A 17,528-nucleotide genomic window follows, 5' to 3' on the forward strand; every position below is an offset into this window, starting at 1 on the left:
CGATGAAGGTCGGAGTACTGACCGGAGGCGGCGACTGCCCCGGGCTCAACGCCGTCATCCGGGCCGTCGTCCGCAAGGGCGTCCAGGAGTACGGCTACGACTTCACCGGCTTCCGGGACGGCTGGCGCGGCCCCCTGGAGGGCGACACCGTCCCGCTCGACATCCCGGCCGTCCGCGGCATCCTGCCCCGCGGCGGCACCGTCCTCGGCTCCTCGCGCACCAACCCGCTCCAGCAGCGGGACGGCATCCGGCGCATCAAGGACAACCTCGCCGCACTCGGCGTCGAGGCCCTCATCACCATCGGCGGCGAGGACACCCTCGGCGTCGCCACCCGCCTCGCCGACGAGTACGGCGTGCCCTGCGTCGGCGTCCCCAAGACCATCGACAACGACCTGTCAGCCACCGACTACACCTTCGGCTTCGACACCGCCGTCGGCATCGCCACCGAGGCCATCGACCGGCTGCACACCACCGCCGAGTCCCACATGCGCGTCCTGGTCGTCGAGGTCATGGGCCGGCACGCCGGCTGGATCGCCCTCCACTCGGGCCTGGCCGGCGGCGCCAACGTCATCCTCATCCCCGAGCAGCGCTTCGACGTCGAGCAGGTGTGCGCCTGGGTGACCTCCCGCTTCCGGGCCTCCTACGCCCCGATCGTGGTCGTCGCCGAGGGCGCGATGCCGCGCGACGGCGACATGGTGCTCAAGGACGAGTCGCTGGACTCCTACGGGCACGTCCGGCTGTCCGGCGTCGGCGAGTGGCTGGCCAAGCAGATCGAGAAGCGCACCGGCAACGAGGCCCGCACCACCGTCCTCGGCCACGTCCAGCGCGGCGGCACCCCCAGCGCCTTCGACCGCTGGCTCGCCACCCGCTTCGGACTGCACGCCATCGACTGCGTGCACGACGGGGACTTCGGCAAGATGGTCGCCCTGCGCGGTACGGACATCGTCCGCGTCCCGATCGCCGAGGCCACGGCCCGGCTGAAAACGGTCGACCCGGCGCTGTACGAGGAGGTCGGTGTCTTCTTCGGCTGACCCCGATCCGGCGGTCCCCGGGGATCTGCCGCTGACCGGCGAGGGTGGGCCGAGGGCCGTATATTCGGCCCGGAGCCCACCACGACGGGAGCGGTCATGGAGATCCTTGCCTTCGGCGTCCAGGCCGACGAGAAGCCCCTGATCGAGCGGGCCTTCGGCGACCACGAGGACGTCCGCTGCCTGGACGTCTTCCTCAACGAGGACACCGCCCCCATCGCGGCCGGCTACGAGATCGTCTCCACCTCCGTCAACGCCGACCTCGGCGCGGACGTCCTGGAGATCCTCGCGGCCGGCGGCACCCGGATGGTGGCCCAGCGCTCCACCGGCTTCAACAACGTCGACCTGGCCACCGCCGAGCGGCTCGGCATGACCGTCGCCCGGGTGTCGTACTACTCGCCCCACTCGGTCGCCGAGTTCGCCTGGGCCCTCGCCATGGCCGTCAACCGGCGGATCGTGCGCGCCTCCAACCGCACCCGCGACTTCGACTTCCGCCTCGACGGCCTGATGGGCCGGGACCTGCACGGCCGCACCGCCGGGGTGCTCGGCACCGGCAAGATCGGCGAGGCCTTCGCCCGGATCGCCCACGGCTTCGGCATGCGCCTGCTCGGCTGGGACGTCGCCGAGAACCCGGCCTGCGCCGAACTGGGCATGCGCTACGTCCCGAAGGACGAGCTGCTCGCCCGCTCCGACCTGATCACCCTGCACGTCCCGCTGATGGCCGAGACCCGGCACCTGATCGACGCCGCCGCGCTGAAGGCGATGCGCGACGACGCCATCCTGATCAACTCCAGCCGCGGCGGCCTGATCGACACCGCGGCCCTGGTCGGCGAGCTGCGCGCGGGCCGCTTCGCGGGCGTGGGCCTGGACGTGTACGAGGCGGAGGCGGGCCTGTTCTTCCTCGACAAGTCCCTGGAGGCCGTCGAGGACGACACCCTGGCCCGCCTCGTCACCTTCCCGAACGTCCTGGTCACCTCCCACCAGGCCTACTACACCGAGGACGCCGTCGGCCAGATCGTCGACACGACGGTGCGCAACGTCCTCGACTACCGGGAGGGCCGCCGCTCGGAGAACGTGCTCGTCCCGCGCAGCTGACCGGCCAGCTCCCGCACGATCGCGGTGCCGTTCAGCGTCAGCACCGACTCGGGGTGGAACTGCACCCCCGCGAAGCCCGCGCCCCGCAGCGCGTGCACCTCGCCGCCCGCCGAACGGCTCACCTCGACGCCGTGCGCGGCCAGTTCGGCGGCCGCCGCGTCGTCGCAGCGCGCGGTGAAGCTGTTGTAGAAGCCGACCGTCTCCGGCCGCCCGAACAGGTCGATCTCCGTCTGCGCCCCCTGGTACGGCACCTCCTTGCGGACGATGTCCAGACCCAGCTCCGCCGCGATCAGCTCGTGGCCGAGGCAGACGCCGAGGACGCCGTGCCGGTGCCCCGCGATCACCTCGGCGGTCAGGGACCGCAGGAAGCGCATCTTCGGGTCGGCCGGGTCCGAGGGGTCCCCGGGGCCAGGACCCAGCACCACCGGGCCGCCCTCGTGCCCCAGCACCGCCCCGCGCAGCCCCGGCTCGTCGTACCGCCGTACGCTCACCGCGAGCCCCGAGGAGCGCAGCACGTGCGCGAGCATCGCCGTGAAGGTGTCCTCCGCGTCGACGACCAGGGCATGCCCGGACAGCTCGGCCGACGGCGCCTGCATCCGCAGCCAGAACGGGGCCAGGGAGGCGCGGCGCCCGTCCAGCGCCGCCCGCACCCGGGGGTCGTCGGCCAGCCCCGGCCGCCCCGCCTCCGCGCGCGGCCGGGACGGGCGTACGCCCAGCGCCGCCAGCACGCCGGCCGCCTTGGCGTGGGTCTCGGCGACCTCGCCCGCCGGGTCCGAGCCGCGCACCAGCGTGGCGCCGACCGGCACCCGCAGCCGCCCGGCCGCGTCGATGTCGGCGGTGCGGATCAGGATGGGGGAGTCGAGCGTCTGCGGGCCCGGCAGCCCCGGCCCGTCACCCGGGTCCCGGCCGAGCAGCGCCAGCGCGCCCGCGTAGTAGCCCCGCCCGCCGGTCTCGTGCCGCTCGATGACCCGGCAGGCGTTCTGCACCGGCGAGCCGGTGACCGTCGCCGCGAACATCGTCTCCCGCAGCACCTCCCGCGCGTCCAGGGAGGACCTGCCGCGCAGCTCGTACTCGGTGTGCGCGAGGTGCGCCATCTCCTTCAGCCGCGGGCCGACGACCACCCCGCCCATGTCGCCGACGGTGCACATCATCTTGAGCTCCTCGTCGACGACCATCGACAGCTCCTCGATCTCCTTGCCGTCGGCCAGGAAGTCCAGGAGGTGCTCGGGGGTCGGCCCCTCGGCGGGGTAGCGGTACGTGCCGCTGATCGGGTTCATGACGACCGTGCCCCCGGACATCCGCACGTGCACCTCCGGGCTGGCGCCCACCAGCGTCCGCTCCCCGGTGTGCACGACGAACGTCCAGTACGCGCCCCGCTCGCCCTCCAGCAGCCGCCGGAACAGGGCCAGCGCGTCGGCCCGCCCGAACCCGGGGATCCGCCCCTCGTACGTCCGCCGGATCACGAAGTTCGCGCCCTCGCCCCGCCCGATCTCCTCGTCGAGGACCCGGCCGACGATCCGCGCGTACTCCTCGTCACCGACGTCGAAGCCGCCGCCCTCGACCCGCACCTCGTGCGCGGGCAGCTGCGCCAGCGCCTCGGCGAGCGGGATGTCGTGGCGCTCCTCGGGGGTGAGCATCAGCAGCGGAGTGCCGTCGTCGCGGACGTCGAAGCCGCGTTCGCGGATCTGCCGGAAGGGGACGAGCGCCAGACCGTCGTCGGGCAGGCCGGCGAGTCTGTCGTGCTCCGTGACCGGGCCGAGCAGCAGTTCCACGGTGTCGTGGTCGTGACCGGGGGCGCGGCGGCGGAGCAGGGCGAACGGGCGGGGGTCGGCCAGGAGGCCGTCGAGCGGTGTCATGGTCCGGGTCCTTCTCGGTTGTCGGAGAGGAACGGACCCGGCTCGGAGAACGCCGAAGGCCGCCCCTCGGGCGGCCTTCGCGGAGTCTTGAGTCGCGCGCAGTCAGTGGGCCGCCGGATGAGCGGTCCACCACCAGTTCTGGGTCGAGTGCGCGAACATGCCGTCGACCCTAGCGCATCCGCGCCCGGGTCGACGGCGGTTGCCTCAGATGATCATGCCGTACGTGTTCCAGCCGCCGCCGATCCTGGTGCGGCCCTTGAACGGCGCCGAGGCGCTGCCGGTGCCCTGGTAGTACCAGAGCACGCCGTCCTTGTCGCGGGCGATCAGGTCCGGCACGCCGTCCCGGTTCAGGTCGCTCGGTCCGTTCAGCACGTCGTAGACGTACCAGCCGCCGCCGACCCGGGTGCGGGACTCGAACACGGCCGACGCGTTGCCCGTGCCCCTGTACAGCCACAGGACGCCGCTCTTGTCGCGGGCGACGAGGTCCGGCCTGCCGTCACCGGTGAGGTCGCCGGTGTCGGTCAGCGTGTTGTAGACGTACCAGCCGCCGCCGATCCGGGACTTGGTCTCGAAGGGCGCGGCGGTGTTGCCGGTGCCCTTGTAGAGCCAGAGCACGCCGCTCTTGTCGCGGGCGATCAAGTCCGGCCTGCCGTCACCCGTGAGGTCCCGGGCGCCGGTGATCGTGTCATAGACGGACCAGCCGCCGCCGACCCGGGTGCGGGACTCGAACGGCTCCGTCATGTCGCCGCTGCCCTTGTAGTACCAGAGCACACCGCTCTTGTCGCGGGCCACCGCGTCGCCGGTGCCGTCGGCGCGCAGCGCCGTGAGCGTCGTCACCGCGTTGTAGGTGTTCCAGCCGCCGCCGATGCGGAAGCGGCCGAAGAACGGCGAGGACGCGCTGCCGGTGCCCTGGTACTGCCACAGCACGCCCGAGGAGTCCCGGCCGAGGATGTCGTACCGGTCGGTGCCCGGGTCGGGCGCGGTGCCCTTGACCAGCTGGACGTCGGCCGTGCGGACGTAGCCGATGCGGTGGTTGAAGCGGATCGGGTAGTACGTGGTGTCGCCCACGACCACCGTGCGCGAGCCCTCGCCCGAACCGTCGATGTTGCCGCTGTTGTAGTACGAGCCCTTCATGGCGCCGCCGGCCAGGGCGTACTTCTGTCCGGCGAGGACGCCGTACTTGGTCAGCGACTCGTTGTTCTTGTTCTGGACCGGCACTCCGGTGCCCGCGTACGCGCCGTCCTCGGGGTAGGCGCGCCCGTACACCGGTATGGAGCTCGCCCCGGCCTTGGCCGTGACCACGTCCGGTGTGCCGACGGGGGTGGCGAACTGGCCGCCCCGGTTGTAGAACCAGGCCTTCTTGCCGCCGTACCAGATGGCCGTCCAGTCCTGCCGTGCCTCGGCGACCACGAACTCGCCGCCGGCCAGGACCTTGTTGGCCCAGTTCCAGCCCTCGGTCCAGGACTGGCTGCCCAGGTACGGGTCGGTGAGCGTGGCCGAGGAGGTGGACGGCGAGGAGTACAGGTAGGTGAAGTTCGCCGGCTGCTTGGGGACCGAGGAGCCGCCGTTGGTGATCTTCGGCTGGTTCGCCGTGGTGAACGGCGGGACGACGCGGATCACCTGGCCCGCCCTGTACGGGCCGCCCGGTCCCTCGGCGCCGGTGGGGGCGCCCAGCAGGTCCATGTAGTGGTTCCAGTCCCAGAACGGGCCCGGGTCCCAGTGCTGGGTCTTCACGTTGCCGTCCAGGACGCCCGGGACCTCGTCGTGGCCGAGGACGTGCTCACGGTCCAGCGGGATGTCGTACTTGCCGGCCAGGTACTTCACCAGCGCGGCCGAGGACTCGTACTGCGGCTCGGTGTACCAGCTGCCGTCCTTGATCGCGTAACCCTCGTGCTCGATGCCGATCGAGTGCATGTTGAGGGTCTTGTTGGCCGCGTGCCACGCCTCGTTCTTCGTCTCGACCATCTGGGTGACCAGACCGTCGGAGGCGCGGATCAGGTAGTGGGCGCTGGCGTACGAGTACGAGTTCTGGAAGACGCCCAGGGCGCTGCTGTAGCTGCCCTCGGTGTCGTGGATCACGATCGAGGTGATCTCGTGGCCGGCCGTGGGGCGGCTCGCGACGTTGTAGTTGCCCCAGTCGTCGATGCCGCCGTTCTGCTTGTAGGCGGCGGGACGGAAGTCGCAGTTCAGACCGGACGGGCACTCGGGGGTGGGGGCGGCGGAGGCCGCGGCCAGCTCCAGGTCCGTCGTCTTCTTCGGCTTCACCGCCGGGTCGGCCGGCAGGGTGAGGGACTGGCCGTCGCCGGTGACGCGCTTCTCACCGGTCTTGATCGACTCGAACACGCGCTTGGCGAAGAGCTGCGCGCCCTTGTGGTCCGGGGCCTGGCTGGCGCGGGCCACCGCCGGGTACCAGGCGCCGGGGTCCTCGGGCAGCGAACCGGTCGCGTCCTTCTGGTACTTGGCCAGCAGCGCGGCGCCCGCCCGGATGCTCTCGCCGGTGTCGCTCTGCACCTTCTCGGCCGACGCGTCGATGAGGCCGGCCGCCTCGTCCAGGGTGTGCAGCCGCGGGTCGTCGGTGTCGACGGGCTCCTCGTCGAGGCTCTCGAGAGCCTTGTCGGCGTCGAAGTGCTTCTCGACGACCGGGTCGCCGCTGCGGTTCATGTGCTCGAGCCGGTGCTCGCGCTCCTCGGCCGCGTCCTTGTTCTCCAGGCTGTCCGCGTCGACGTCCGTGAGCCCCATGACGTTGTACGCGCCGGTGGTACTCGGCAGCCCGTCGTGGTCCTCCCAGCGCGTCTGCCGGTACGAGACCGCCATCAGCACGCTCTGCGGGACGTCGAACTCCTCGGCGGCCTGCTCGAACTCGCTCTGCAGCCGGGCGCCCGGGGCCACGGCCGCCTGGGCGGCGTCCGAGCCGAGCAGGCCCGGCGAGGCCAGGGCCAGGCCGCCGGCCGTGGCGGCGACGGCCACCGCCGAGGCTATGCCGTAGACGAGCAGTTTCTTCTTCTTGCGGTCTCTTCGGTGATCCGCGCTCAAAACCCCACCCCGGTATGCCCTCGATATGAATATGTATGAACGTCGTCCGTGCTGTGAACTTCGGAGGCGCGTGAGGTTACCAACCCTGCGGCGGCGGGCCGCGGCGGGGTCCCGTCTCACCTGTCGGGCGAGGGAAAAACCGCGTTGCGCGACCCCGTAGTGTTAAGGGGTGACCGTGAACGCTAAGACCAGCCCGAGCGCTGGCAACACCTGGCGAGACCTGCCCGCGGCGCAGCAGCCCGAGTACCCCGACACCGAGGCTCTGCGCGCAGTGATCGCGGACCTCGAGTCGTATCCGCCGCTCGTCTTCGCGGGCGAGTGCGACCAGCTGCGTGCCCGGATGGCGGCCGTCGCCAAGGGAGAGGCGTTCCTCCTCCAGGGCGGCGACTGCGCCGAGGCCTTCGACGCGGTGTCCGCGGACCACATCCGCAACAAGCTCAAGACGCTGCTCCAGATGGGCGCCGTCCTCACCTACGCCGCCTCCGTGCCCGTGGTGAAGGTCGGCCGGATCGCCGGCCAGTACTCCAAGCCGCGCTCCAAGCCGACCGAGACCCGCGACGGCGTGACGCTGCCGACCTACCGCGGCGACTCCGTCAACGGCTTCGACTTCACCGAAGAGGCCCGGATCCCGGACCCCGAGCGGCTCAAGCGCATGTACCACGCCTCGGCCTCCACACTGAACCTGGTGCGCGCCTTCACCACCGGCGGCTACGCCGACCTCAGGCAGGTGCACGCCTGGAACCAGGACTTCGTGAAGTCCTCCCCCTCCGGCCAGCGCTACGAGCAGCTCGCCCGGGAGATCGACAACGCGCTGAACTTCATGCGGGCCTGCGGGACGGACCCGGCCGAGTTCCAGACCGTCGAGTTCTTCTCCTCCCACGAGGCGCTGCTGCTGGACTACGAGTCGGCCCTCACCCGCGTCGACTCGCGCACCGGGCAGCTGTACGACGTCTCCGGCCACATGGTGTGGATCGGTGAGCGCACCCGGCAGCTGGACCACGCGCACATCGAGTTCGCCTCGCGGATCCGCAACCCGATCGGCATCAAGCTCGGCCCGTCCACCACGGCCGAGGAGGCGCTCCAGTACATCGAGCGTCTGGACCCCGAGCGCGAGCCCGGGCGGCTGACCTTCATCGTCCGGATGGGCGCGGACAAGATCCGCGACAAGCTCCCGGAGCTGGTGGAGAAGGTCACGGCCTCCGGCGCGACGGTCGCCTGGATCACCGACCCGATGCACGGCAACACCTACGAGGCGGCCTCCGGTCACAAGACCCGCCGCTTCGACGACGTGCTCGACGAGGTCAAGGGCTTCTTCGAGGTGCACAAGTCGCTCGGCACCCACCCGGGCGGCATCCACGTCGAGCTGACCGGCGACGACGTCACCGAGTGCGTGGGCGGCGGCGACGAGATCTTCGTCGACGACCTGCACCAGCGCTACGAGACGGCCTGCGACCCTCGGCTGAACCGCAGCCAGTCGCTCGACCTGGCGTTCCTGGTGGCGGAGATGTACCGGGACCAGTGACGGCCGGCCCCCGCCCGGGGCCGGTGAATGGGGCGCGGGTCACACACGATCCGCGCCCCCTTCCCTTTTGTCGATCTTGCGTGATGGGTAAGGTTAGGTTTGCCTCACCGATCAACGGGCCCCCCGGTCGTCGGTACGGCACGACCTTGTACCCCGCCCGGGAGGTGAACCGCGTGTTCGTCTGCAGCTGCTTCGGTGTCACCGAGGAACAGGTGAAGAGCCACGCGGAGGCCGGCGCGTGCACGCCCCGGCAGATCGCCTCCGCCTGCAAGGCGGGCACCGACTGCGGCGGCTGCGTACGCCGCATCCAGGCCCTGCTCGGCCGCGGCGCCTGCCCCCGCCGGCAGCTGGCCGACCAGGGCGCGCCGGTCCTCGCCGAGCTTCCCGAGGCGGCCTAGACCTCCCGTTAGAGGGATCCCGGTCCCGACGGGTCCGGCTGGGTCTGCTCGATCACCGTCGACAGGTACAGCGACTCGCCCAGCTTCTCGATCAGGTCGAGCTGGGTCTCCAGGTAGTCGATGTGGTGCTCCTCGTCGGCGAGGATCGCCTCGAAGACGTTGGCCGACGTGATGTCGTGCTTGGCCCGCATCACCTCGATGCCCCGGCGCAGCCGGTCGATCGCCTCCAGCTCGATCTCCCGGTCGGCCTGGAACATCTCGGTCACGCTCTGGCCGACCCGCACGTGGAAGAGCCGCTGGTAGTTCGGCAGGCCGTCCAGGAGCAGGATGCGGTCGGTGAGCACCTCCGCGTGGCGCATCTCGTCGAAGGACTCCGCGCGCGTGTACTTCGCGAGCTTGGTCCAGCCCTTGTGGTCCTGCAGCTTCGCGTGCAGGAAGTACTGGTTGATGGCCGTGAGCTCGGCGGTCAGCTGCTCATTGAGGAACTCGATGACTTCCGGGTCGCCCTGCATCGCTTGACGCTCCTTCGAACGGGAACAGGCGTGTTGCGCGGCATGATTGCACCGGCTTCGAAGATCGTCCAGTAAGTGTTGACTTAGTAAGTAAGTACAGGCTTAGTCGCTTTGGTTGTGATGGATGACGGTTTGCCCGAATGTAAGTGGGGCGGGTCAGGGGCATCGGTCCGGGTCTGTCAGGATGGAGGCATGGGTCAGCCGGTGGAACACGGATCGGGAGAAGACGGTTCGCAAGGAGCGTCGCGGTTCGAGCTCCCGCCGGGGCAGCGGCTCCAGCGCGGTTGGCCGGTCACGCACTACGGCCCGGTCCCCAAGTTCCGGCCGGAGCGCTGGGAGTTCCGGGTCTTCGGGGCCACCACCGACGACGAGAAGCACGCCTGGACGCACGACGAGTTCACCGCCCTGCCGTACACCACGGTCGTCGCCGACCTGCACTGCGTCACGAAGTTCAGCATGCTCGGCTCGGAATGGGGCGGCGTCCCGGCCACCACCATCCTCGGCCTCGCCCCGCCCGCGCCCGCCGTCACCCACGTGATGGTGTGGGCCGAGTACGGCTTCAGCTCCAACCTCACGCTGTCCGACTTCGCCGCCGAGCGCACCCTCTTCGCCACCCACAAGGACGGCGAGCTGCTCACTGCCGAGCACGGCTTCCCGCTGCGGCTGATCGTCCCGCACCGGTACGCGTGGAAGGGCCCCAAATGGGTCCGCGGCATCGAGTACATGACCGCCGACCGGCGCGGTTTCTGGGAGGAGCGCGGCTACCACAACATCGGCGACCCGTGGCGCGAGCAGCGCTACTCCTACCAGGAGGAGCCCGGGGACGGCCCCGAGCTGTGACCCGTCGCGGCGCCCTCGGGGGTCAGCCGTCGCGCAGCTTCTTCAGCCGCTCCACGTCCGCCGCGTGCCCCTCCTTGCCGCCGGGCGTCTCGATGACCAGCGGCACGCCCTCGGTCGCGGGGTGCGTCATCAGCGCCCGGAAGGGGTCCTCACCGATGTGACCGGCGCCGATGTTCTCGTGCCGGTCCTTGTGCGCCCCCGCCACGTCCTTGGAGTCGTTGGCGTGGATCAGCTTCAGCCGGCCCTCGCCGACTGTGTCCACCAGCAGGTCGAGGGTCTGGTGCATGCCGGAAGGGCCGGTCAGGTCGTGGCCCGCCGCGAAGATGTGGCACGTGTCCAGGCACACGCCCAGCTTCGGGTGGGCGTCCAGCGCCTCGAAGTACGGCCCGAAGTCCCAGGTCCGCGAGCACAGGGAGGCGCCCTGCCCCGCCGTCGACTCCAGCAGCAGGTACGGGTCGTCGTCGTGGGTCAGCTCGTCGAGCAGGGGCAGCATGTGCTCCCGCACCTGCTTCAGCGCCACCGACCGGTCCCGCCCGCCGGTGGCGCTCCCGGTGTGCACGACCACGCCCAGCGCCCCGATGGCCCGCCCGCGCCGCAGCGAGTGCCGCAGCGACTCCACCGACCGCTCCACCGTCGCCCCGGTGTGCGAGCCGAAGTTGATCAGGTACGGGGCGTGCACGTACGCCGGGATCGACCCGGCCGCGCAGGCCTCGCGGAAGGCCTCGTCCTGCTTCGGGTTGCCGGCCGGGGTGGCCCAGCCGCGCGGATTGGCGACGAAGACCTGCACGGTCTCCGCCCGCAGCTCACGGGCGTAGGACAGCCCCACGGAGTGCAGTCCGCCGGCCACCGGGACGTGGCCGCCGACGGGGTTGCGGGGGAGGCCGGTCCGGACGGCGGGTGACGGGGCCGTGGGGGAGGGGGCGGACTGTTGACTCTTCACCCATCCAGGGTGTCATGCGGCCGGCGGTGCCCCGTCACCTGATGGTGATCTTGATGGTGGACCCCTCCGGAGCCGTGTCCCCGCCGTCCACGGACTGCTTCTTGACGGTGTCGCCGAACAGCCCGAGCAGCCCGCGGTCCTCGTCCACGTCGAAGCCCGCGTCCTCGAGCTTCCGCTTGGCGTCGTCCACGCTGTCGCCGACCACGTCCGGGACCTCGATCATCCGGGGGCCCTTGGACAGCGTCAGCGTCACCGTGTCGCCCTCGGCCGCCCGGCCGCCCGGGTCCGGCGTCTGCCGGGCCACCCGGCCGCTGTCGTACTCCGAGTTCACCCGCCCGTCGGCGACCTTCACCTCCAGGCCGGCCTCCGTCAGCTCCGCCTTCGCGTCCTCCAGGTCGTCGCCGGTGACGTCCGGGACGTCGACCGGGCTGCCCTTGCTGACCACCAGGGCGACCGCGGAACCCGCGCGCACCGTGGTGCCCGATCCGGGCTTGGTGGAGATCACGAAGCCCTTGGCCACCTCGCCGCTGAACGCCCGGGTCACCATGCCGGGCTCCAGCCCCTCGTCCTCCAGCAGCGTCCGTGCCTTGTCCAGCCGGTATCCCGACACGTCCGGCAGCTTCACGGTGTCGGGGCCGTCGGAGACCGTGAGCGACACCGAGTCGTTCTTCCGGATGCGGTCGCCCACCCCGGGGTCGGTGCTGATGACCTTGCCGCGCTCCACCGTGTCGCTGTAGGCGTGCTTCACCTTGCCGACGTCGAGACCGGCGTCGTCCAGCCGGTCCCGGGCCTGCGCCTCGGTCTTGGACAGCAGCGGAGGCACCTTGGTGAACTGGCCGGAGTTGATGTACCAGACGCCCGTGCCGACCCCGAGCACCAGCAGGACGGCCACCACGATCGCCAGCGGACCGCGGCGCGGGCGGGGCAGGCGGGAGCGGGGCGGGGCCGGCGGGGGAGCCGTCAGCCGGCTGGTGCGGTGGACGCCGTCCGCGGGGAAGCCGTCGTGCGCGCCGTCGCCCTCGTCCTCGTTGACGGGCAGCGGACGGGGCATCGTCAGCGCGCGCGGGATCACGCTGGTGCGGTCCTCGGCGTTGTCGTGCTCCGCGGCGAGCGCCTGCGGCGGCGCCGCGTCCAGCTGGTCCGCGCTCAGCGCCTCGCGCGCCTCGCGGGCCCGCGAGAGCAGCGCCACGGCGTCGTGCGGCCGGATCTCCGGGTTGCGCGCCGTGGCGGCGGCGACCAGCTCGTCCAGCTCGAAGGCCATCTCCGGCACGGCGGCCGACGGCGGCGGCACGTCCTCGTGCAGATGCTTGTAGAGCACCGCGGCGGGCGAGTCGCCGTCGTGCGGCTTGTCGCCGGTCAGCATCTCGTAGAGCAGGACACCGCACGCGTAGACGTCGACCCTCGGGTCGGCGGTGCCGTGCTCGATCTGCTCGGGCGCCAGGTAGGAGACGGTGCCGAGGACGGCGCCGGTGGTGCTGGTCACGGTGTTCACGGCGCGGACCAGGCCGAAGTCGGCGACCTTGACCCGGCCGTCGTCCCCTATCAGCACGTTCTCCGGCTTCATGTCCCGGTGCACGAAGCCCGCCCGGTGCGCGGCACCGAGCGCGGCGAGGACCGGCTCCAGGATGTCCAGCGCGGCCCGCGGCCTGAGCGCCCCGCGCTCGCGCAGCACGTCCCGCAGGGTGCAGCCCGCGATGTACTCCATCGCCAGGTAGACGTACGCCCCCTCGGCCCCCTGGTCGAAGACCTGGACGACATTGGGGTGGTCGAGCCGGGCCACCGACTTGGCCTCGCGGATGAACCGCTCGACGAAGGTGGCGTCGGTCGCGAGCGTCGGGTGCATCACCTTCAGCGCGAGCACGCGGTCCAGGCGGGTGTCCACGGCCCGGTAGACCGTGGCCATCCCGCCGACCGCGATCCGCGCCTCGACGCGGTACCGGCCGTCGAGCACCTGCCCGACGAGAGGGTCCTGAAGGGTCGTGTCCACGCAGGCGAGTCTACGAGCCGCCACCGACACCCCAAGTCGCCGAGCGGATTCGGGCCGGTACTGAAGCGCATCTGTGACGTACATAGCTGCGGGCAGTCGTGCCTCCCCCAGTGCCTGAACGGCCTGGGAGGTACCCCCAGGGCGGCACGGGTGGGCGCAGCGGCACCCCGCTACGCCGGGCTGCGTGCCCACCCCCCCCGGGCCCTCTGCGACGCCGGTGCCTAGAAGGCGGGCCGCTCCGGATCCAGCACCGCCAGGCCCTCCGCAGGAGACGACGCCTCGGCGAAGTGCCGCCGGGGAATCCGCCCCGCCCGCCGCGCCAGCCGCCCCGCCTCCGCCGCGGAGCGCATCGCGGAAGCCATCAGCACCGGCTCCTGCGCGCGCGTCACCGCCGAGGCGAGCATCACACCCGCACACCCCAGCTCCATCGCCAGCGCCACGTCCGACGCCGTACCGGCCCCCGCGTCCAGAATCACCGGCACGCGCGCGTGCTCCACGATCAGCTGGAAGTTGTGCGGGTTGCGGATCCCGAGCCCGGACCCGATCGGCGAGCCCAGCGGCATGACCGCCGCACACCCGACGTCCTCCAGCTTCCGCGCGAGCACCGGGTCGTCGTTCGTGTACGGCAGCACCGTGAAGCCGTCGTCGACCAGCGTCTCCGCCGCGTCCAGCAGCTCGACCGGGTCCGGCAGCAGCGTGCGCTCGTCGGCGATGACCTCCAGCTTGACCAGGTCCGTACCGAGCGCCTCCCGCGCCAGCCGCGCGGTGAGGACGGCCTCCCCGGCGGTGAAGCAACCGGCCGTGTTCGGCAGCACCCGGATGCCGAGCCGCTCCAGCACGGACAGCACGGAGCCGTGCACCGAGGCGTTCACCCGCCGCATCGCGACGGTCGTCAGCTCCGTTCCGGAGGCCAGCAGCGCGCGCTCCAGCACGTCCAGGCTGGGCGCCCCGCCCGTACCCATGATCAGGCGGGACCCGTACGACGTACCGCCGAGGACGAAGGGATCGTCGGCCATGGTCAGCCTCCTTGGACAGCGGTGAGGACCTCGACGCGGTCGCCGTCGGTCAGGAGGGTGCCGGCCCATCGCGCGCGCGGGACGACGGTTTCGTTGAGGGCGGCGGCCACTCCGGACGGTGCCGCGGTGAGCGTGCCCACCAGCGCGTCCAGGGCCGTGCCGGGAGCCACCTCGCGCGGCTCGCCGTTGACGGAGACGGTGACAGGACTCATACGGGCTGCTCCGAAAGATCCGAGGGTGCCGGGGGGTCCGGGAGTTCCGGTACCGCGGGGGCGGCGCCGAAGCGGCGCGGGGTGAAGGGGCGGGCCTCGTCCGGCAGCTCCCCGGTGGTCAGGGCGTGCGCCATGACGTCGCCGGTGACGGGGGTGAGCAGGACGCCGTTGCGGTAGTGGCCGGTGGCCAGCAGCAGGCCGTCCAGAGCGGTCGGGCCGAGCAGCGGGGCGTTGTCCGGGGAGCCCGGGCGCAGACCCGCGCGGGTCTCCGTCAGCGGCAGTTCCGTGATGCCGGGAACCAGCTCGTGGGCGTCGCGCAGCAGCTCGTAGACGCCGCCCGCGGTGACCGTCGTGTCCCAGCCCAGCTCCTCGCTGGTGGCGCCGACGACCAGCTCGCCGCTCTCCCGGGGCACCAGGTAGACGTGGTTGCCGCGCACCACGGCGCGCACGGTCCGGTTCAGCAGCGGTCCGTGCGCCCCCGGCATCGTCAGCCGCAGCACCTGCCCCTTCACGGGCCGCACCGGCGGCAGTACGGCCTCCGGCACGCCGGCGAGCCGCCCGCTCAGGCTGCCCCCGGCCAGCACCACCCGCCCGGCCTCCAGCACGGTGCCGTCGGCCGTGACGACGCCCGTGGCCCGCTCGCCGCCGCGCCCGACGCCGAGCCGGGCGGCCCACACCCGGTGGAAGACGACGCCAGCCCGTTCGCAGGCGGTCACCAGCGCGCGGGCGAGGCGGCGGGGGTCGATCTGGTGGTCGCCGTCCACCCGCAGCCCCCCGCGCACCCCCGGCGCGAGCATCGGCTCCAGACGCCGGCACTCGCGCCCCGACAGCCACTCCGACTCCAGGCCGCAGCGCTGCTGGAGCGCGTGCAGCTCGCGCAGGTGGGCGCGGTCGTCGGCGTCCAGCGCGACGGCGAGCGTGCCGCAGCGCCGGTACCCGAGGTCCTGGCCGGTCGCCTCGGTCAGCTCGGCCGCGAACTCCGGGTAGCGGCGGGCCGAGGCGAGGTTCAGGGCGAGCAGCGTCTCCTCGCCGTAGTGCAGCTCCGTCACGGCGGCCAGCATCCCGGCCGCCACCTGGGCCGCGCCGCCGCCCGGCTCGGGGTCCACGAGGGCGGTGACCAGCCCGCGCCGCGCGGCCCGCCAGGCGGTGACGAGCCCGATGATCCCGCCGCCGACGACGAGGACGTCGGGTGCTCGAGACGTACGAGGCGTGTGCGGAGGCGTGTGCGGTGGAGACGACATGGGCGTCCAGCCCCTCCCTTCGCCGGCATGACCCGGATCAGGTTCGTACGGTCGGAGGCCGCCAGCCTCCCTCTCAGCCCGGTGCGTCCGGGCTCCCGCGAGTGCCTTACGTTGGCCACCCTAGCCCGCAGAGCTTCGCACCTGTAAGGGAGCCCGTACCCATGGCACGTTCGGTCGACGGTCTGGTCCTCGCGCCCGTTGCCGACCAGGCGCCCGGCCAGGTGGGCGCCCGCACCCGGTTCACCTACCACGAGCAGGACGGCGCCGTGTGGGCCGAGTACGCGGGCGGCGACGTCGTCCGCGGCCGGCTGGTGGGCACCAGGGAGGGCGACCGCCTCGACTTCCGGTACGTGCAGCTGGGGACCGACGGCAGCACGTCGTCGGGGCACTGCGTGTCGGTCGTCGTGGACCTGCCGGACGGGCGGGTGCGCCTGGACGAGACCTGGGAGTGGGAGTCGCGGCCGGGCAGCGGTACGAGCGTTGTGGAGCAGCTCACCGAGCACGGGCACTGACCGGCGGAACGCCGGGTGTCTATGGTGATCAGGTGAGTGAGCAGACGCGGGAACGGGGACAGGGGCCGGCGGCGGACGCGGAACGCCGGGTGGTCGTGGTGGGCGCCGGGATGGCGGGCGTGCAGACCGCGGTCGCCCTGCGGGAACAGGGCTTCACCGGCCCGGTGACCCTGATCGGCGCGGAGCCGCACCAGCCGTACGACCGCCCCCCGCTGTCCAAGGCCGTCCTGCTCGGCACCGCCGAGGGCTCCGCCTTCGACGTCGACTTCGAGGCCCTCCGCATCACCCTGCGGCTGGGCTGCGAGGCCCTGGGCGTCCGTCCCGGCGACCACGTCCTGGACACCTCCGGGGGCCCCGTGCCGTACGACCGCCTCGTCCTGGCGACCGGTGCCGAACCCGTCCGGCTCCCCGGCGCCGACGGCGTGCCCGGCGTGCACCTGCTGCGCACCCTGGACGACGCCGAACGGCTGCGCCCGGTGCTCGCCCGGCAGCACGACGTCGTGGTCGTGGGCGCGGGCTGGATCGGCGCCGAGTTCGCCACCGCCGCGCGCGAGGCGGGCTGCGCGGTGACCGTGGTGGAGGCCGCCGACCGGCCGCTGGCCGACGCGCTGCCCGCCGAGGTGGCCGCGCCGATGACCGCCTGGTACGCCGACGCGGGCGCCGAACTGCGCACCCGCGCGCGCGTGGAGCGCGTCGAGCCGGGCGGTCCGGGCGAGCCCGCCCGGGTCCTCCTGGACGACGGCACCCGGCTGCCCGCCGACGCGGTCGTCGTCGGCATCGGCGCCCGCCCGGCCACCGGCTGGCTCGCCGGCTCCGGCATCGCCCTGGGCGCACACGGCGAGGTCCTGGCCGACGACCGCCTGCGCACCTCCGCGCCGGACGTCCACGCGGTGGGCGACTGCGCCTCCTTCCCCTCCGCGCGCTACGGCGAGCGGCTGTTGGTGCACCACTGGGACAACGCCCTCCAGGGACCGCGCACGGTCGCCGCCGACATCGTCGGCACCCCGGGCGGCGAGGCCCCGGCGGCCTACGACCCGGTGCCGTACTTCTGGTCCGAGCAGTTCGGCCGCTTCGTCCAGTACGCCGGTCACCACACGGCCGCCGACACCACCCTGTGGCGCGGCGATCCCGCGAGCCCGGCCTGGACGGTCTGCTGGCTGCGCGAGGGCCGCCTGGTCGCCCTGCTGGCGGTGGGCCGTCCCCGCGACCTGGCGCAGGGCAAGCGCCTGATCCAGGCGGGTACGGCGATGGACCCGGACCTGCTGGCCGACCCGGCGAAGCCGCTGAAGGCGGCGACGGCGGCGGCGTAGTCCGGTTTCCGAGTGTCAGTGCCAGG

16 protein-coding genes and 1 riboswitch are annotated in these 17,528 nt (G+C 72.4%); of the genes, 7 read left to right on the forward strand and 9 right to left on the reverse strand.

The genetic code is table 11. The features are described 5' to 3' along the window. Window positions 1–2: 2 nt before the first annotated feature. Both Sco07f_RS04805 and Sco07f_RS04810 read left to right on the forward strand, forming a co-directional pair. The gene (locus Sco07f_RS04805; protein WP_108987029.1) at window positions 3–1,031 is read left to right on the forward strand and encodes a 6-phosphofructokinase; all 1,029 of its coding nucleotides are present in this window, start codon (window positions 3–5) and stop codon (window positions 1,029–1,031) included. A 96-nt stretch (window positions 1,032–1,127) separates the two neighbouring features. After that, window positions 1,128–2,123 carry a 2-hydroxyacid dehydrogenase gene (locus tag Sco07f_RS04810; protein WP_108987030.1) on the forward strand — a complete coding sequence of 332 codons (996 nt, stop codon included), beginning with the start codon at window positions 1,128–1,130 and terminating at the stop codon, window positions 2,121–2,123. Here Sco07f_RS04810 and Sco07f_RS04815 read toward each other — a convergent pair. The 3 genes from Sco07f_RS04815 to Sco07f_RS04825 form a co-directional block, all read right to left on the reverse strand. Then, window positions 2,075–3,979, reverse strand: a complete 1,905-nt coding sequence (locus tag Sco07f_RS04815; protein WP_108987031.1) for an anthranilate synthase family protein — start codon at window positions 3,977–3,979, stop codon at window positions 2,075–2,077. The genes Sco07f_RS04810 and Sco07f_RS04815 overlap by 49 nt on opposite strands. A gap of 102 nt (window positions 3,980–4,081) precedes the next feature. Further along, entirely contained in the window at window positions 4,082–4,138 is a 57-nt protein-coding gene (locus Sco07f_RS41220) for a trp operon leader peptide (RefSeq protein ID WP_071528813.1), read from the reverse strand. A gap of 45 nt (window positions 4,139–4,183) precedes the next feature. After that, entirely contained in the window at window positions 4,184–7,012 is a 2,829-nt protein-coding gene (locus tag Sco07f_RS04825) for an N-acetylmuramoyl-L-alanine amidase (protein ID WP_108987032.1), read from the reverse strand. Between the two features lie 169 nt (window positions 7,013–7,181). On the opposite strand from Sco07f_RS04825, the gene Sco07f_RS04830 reads away from it, so the two are divergent. Both Sco07f_RS04830 and Sco07f_RS04835 read left to right on the forward strand, forming a co-directional pair. Continuing rightward, window positions 7,182–8,534: a class II 3-deoxy-7-phosphoheptulonate synthase gene (locus Sco07f_RS04830; protein WP_042825976.1), complete on the forward strand. Its 1,353-nt coding sequence runs from the start codon at window positions 7,182–7,184 to the stop codon at window positions 8,532–8,534. Between the two features lie 164 nt (window positions 8,535–8,698). After that, on the forward strand, window positions 8,699–8,932 hold the full coding sequence (locus Sco07f_RS04835; protein WP_030869393.1) for a (2Fe-2S)-binding protein: 234 nt from the start codon (window positions 8,699–8,701) through the stop codon (window positions 8,930–8,932). Between the two features lie 8 nt (window positions 8,933–8,940). Here Sco07f_RS04835 and bfr read toward each other — a convergent pair whose 3' ends face one another. Then, window positions 8,941–9,444 carry a bacterioferritin gene (gene bfr / locus Sco07f_RS04840; RefSeq protein ID WP_007448529.1) on the reverse strand — a complete coding sequence of 168 codons (504 nt, stop codon included), beginning with the start codon at window positions 9,442–9,444 and terminating at the stop codon, window positions 8,941–8,943. A 192-nt stretch (window positions 9,445–9,636) separates the two neighbouring features. On the opposite strand from bfr, the gene Sco07f_RS04845 reads away from it, so the two are divergent. After that, on the forward strand, window positions 9,637–10,284 hold the full coding sequence (locus Sco07f_RS04845; RefSeq protein ID WP_007448508.1) for a sulfite oxidase-like oxidoreductase: 648 nt from the start codon (window positions 9,637–9,639) through the stop codon (window positions 10,282–10,284). 22 nt (window positions 10,285–10,306) lie between these two features. On the opposite strand, the gene Sco07f_RS04850 is transcribed toward Sco07f_RS04845, so the two are convergent. From Sco07f_RS04850 to thiO, 5 genes are all read right to left on the reverse strand, one after another. Further along, entirely contained in the window at window positions 10,307–11,224 is a 918-nt protein-coding gene (locus Sco07f_RS04850; protein ID WP_054103346.1) for a deoxyribonuclease IV, read from the reverse strand. Between the two features lie 34 nt (window positions 11,225–11,258). After that, window positions 11,259–13,211: a Stk1 family PASTA domain-containing Ser/Thr kinase gene (gene pknB, locus Sco07f_RS04855; RefSeq protein ID WP_167468011.1), complete on the reverse strand. Its 1,953-nt coding sequence runs from the start codon at window positions 13,209–13,211 to the stop codon at window positions 11,259–11,261. Window positions 13,212–13,432: 221 nt separating this feature from the next. Beyond that, window positions 13,433–14,227 (reverse strand): thiazole synthase, encoded by a 795-nt coding sequence (locus Sco07f_RS04860; RefSeq protein ID WP_108987034.1) that lies wholly within the window; start codon window positions 14,225–14,227, stop codon window positions 13,433–13,435. 2 nt (window positions 14,228–14,229) lie between these two features. Further along, window positions 14,230–14,439 (reverse strand): sulfur carrier protein ThiS, encoded by a 210-nt coding sequence (gene thiS, locus Sco07f_RS04865; RefSeq protein WP_007448519.1) that lies wholly within the window; start codon window positions 14,437–14,439, stop codon window positions 14,230–14,232. Next, window positions 14,436–15,680 carry a glycine oxidase ThiO gene (thiO, locus tag Sco07f_RS04870; protein ID WP_108987035.1) on the reverse strand — a complete coding sequence of 415 codons (1,245 nt, stop codon included), beginning with the start codon at window positions 15,678–15,680 and terminating at the stop codon, window positions 14,436–14,438. The genes thiS and thiO overlap by 4 nt, the downstream gene beginning before the upstream one ends. After that, window positions 15,678–15,789, reverse strand: a riboswitch (TPP riboswitch). (Overlaps the previous gene by 3 nt.) A 52-nt stretch (window positions 15,790–15,841) precedes the next feature. Here thiO and Sco07f_RS04875 point away from each other — a divergent pair. Together Sco07f_RS04875 and Sco07f_RS04880 are read left to right on the forward strand one after the other, a co-directional pair. Continuing rightward, window positions 15,842–16,192, forward strand: coding sequence for an avidin-fold protein (locus tag Sco07f_RS04875; RefSeq protein ID WP_054103350.1), 351 nt, complete (start codon window positions 15,842–15,844; stop codon window positions 16,190–16,192). A 32-nt stretch (window positions 16,193–16,224) separates the two neighbouring features. Further along, window positions 16,225–17,502 (forward strand): NAD(P)/FAD-dependent oxidoreductase, encoded by a 1,278-nt coding sequence (locus tag Sco07f_RS04880; RefSeq protein WP_054103351.1) that lies wholly within the window; start codon window positions 16,225–16,227, stop codon window positions 17,500–17,502. Window positions 17,503–17,528: the final 26 nt, after the last annotated feature.

The sequence above is a fragment of the Streptomyces coelicoflavus genome, assembly GCF_003112555.1.
Taxonomy (GTDB): Bacteria; Actinomycetota; Actinomycetes; order Streptomycetales; family Streptomycetaceae; genus Streptomyces; species Streptomyces coelicoflavus.